The organism is Bacteroides sp. 2201st1_D9_2201SCRN_220225 (assembly GCF_040928965.1).
In the GTDB taxonomy this organism is placed as follows: domain Bacteria; phylum Bacteroidota; class Bacteroidia; order Bacteroidales; family Bacteroidaceae; genus Bacteroides; species Bacteroides stercoris.
The window spans coordinates 1-1,348 of the sequence record NZ_JBCODG010000170.1; the positions used below are offsets into that span (position 1 = coordinate 1).

Below are 1,348 nucleotides of genomic sequence, written 5' to 3' on the forward strand. Positions count from 1 at the left end.
AAAACACGGATTTCACAGATTTTCTTTATTCTTTTTCTGTGAAATCCGTGTTTTCCGCGTAATCCGTGCCTAAAAAAATAGTAAGCGGATTTTAGTTTTGGCACACACACATTCTCTTCGAATGTTTCAGCACTTGGATTTCAAATCCCGATTAATCGTCATCGTCGTCGTCATCATCGTCATCGTAGTGTCGACAATGTCTCTTGTGGTGTTTTTTCGGCTTTTTGTATTTGTGTTTCTTATGGTGGAATTTGTCATGGCGTTCACAGTATGAATTATAGTATTCATGCCAGCAGTCACTGTGGTGATGGACTCTGTTATAGAAAGGGTTATAATACATACTTCCCGGCTTTATGCCAATCTCCACAAGGATACGGTTCCACCCGTAACGATGATACCGCTTGTAATAGTCGCATACATCACGCATTTTTTTTCCTGAAGTCCTGGCTATCTCAAGTGCAATTCCCACATTTCCCCAGTCATTGCCACAGCGTCTGTAGTAATCGTCTAAGGAATGGTTTGAAATATTATATTCCAGGCATAGGCGCTTTCTGTAATCAGAGAGTTCCACAGATGCGTAGCGGTTAGCTCTGCCGATAAAGACGGAAATGCCATCCTGGGCAGGCAAAGCGCATGCAAGCAGGAGAAAAAACAGTAGCAAATTAATCTTTTTCATAATGTTTCTAAGTTAAATGGAGTTCCTTACTGTGTGAATATTTGGACAGTTTTCCGGCAACTTCTATTCCAGTTTTTCTTTGGCTTTTTCAATTTCATCGCCGGCTTTATCCAAAGCCTTCTTTACCTCATCCGCTCCCTCTTCAATCTGGTCCTGCGCCTCTTCGAGGGCTTCCTCAACAGATTCCTTTACATTTTCTACACGGTCTTTAACCTTGTCTTTAGCCTTTTTTTCTCTGCACGATGCAAAGGCAAGTGTAATTGTACATGCCAACATGGCGAATAATAATTTTCTCATATACTTACATTTTGGTGATATTGTGTAATTAGTTAAAATTCAAATGTAGAAATAAATATTGTGTTTGGCAAATTACGAAAATGTTTTTGAGTATCATACATGAGTAAAATGCCCTGCTTATTGATACGTTCTACACAGTGGTTTTTTTTTGAACTGTCGGATAATTAAAGAGATAAGTCTGCTTTGAAATATGTTTGTGAGCATATAAAAAGCTATCTGCTTCAGTTAGCTGCTCCTTTTGTAGGTAAGTGCCATCTGTTCTATTATGATGTGTGGAATAAAAGGAATGAGAAAAATGGGCTCAGCGGAAATATCTGGTTGGTAAGTTTTAAAATTAGCTATCTTTGCTTACCTTTGTTTTATGAAACCCGCACA

3 protein-coding genes are annotated in these 1,348 nt (G+C 38.6%); 1 reads left to right on the plus strand and 2 read right to left on the minus strand.

Annotation, left to right across the window (positions count from 1 at the left end; genetic code table 11):
• Nucleotides 1–151: 151 nt before the first annotated feature.
• Nucleotides 152–676, minus strand: a complete 525-nt coding sequence (locus AB5903_RS22450) for a hypothetical protein (RefSeq protein ID WP_117904078.1) — start codon at nt 674–676, stop codon at nt 152–154.
• Between the two features lie 63 nt (nt 677–739).
• Nucleotides 740–973, minus strand: a complete 234-nt coding sequence (locus tag AB5903_RS22455) for a hypothetical protein (RefSeq protein WP_005655010.1) — start codon at nt 971–973, stop codon at nt 740–742.
• A gap of 183 nt (nt 974–1,156) precedes the next feature.
• On the opposite strand from AB5903_RS22455, the gene AB5903_RS22460 reads away from it, so the two are divergent.
• On the plus strand, nt 1,157–1,348 hold a 192-nt coding region (locus tag AB5903_RS22460), incomplete at its 3' end, for a hypothetical protein (RefSeq protein WP_368118320.1).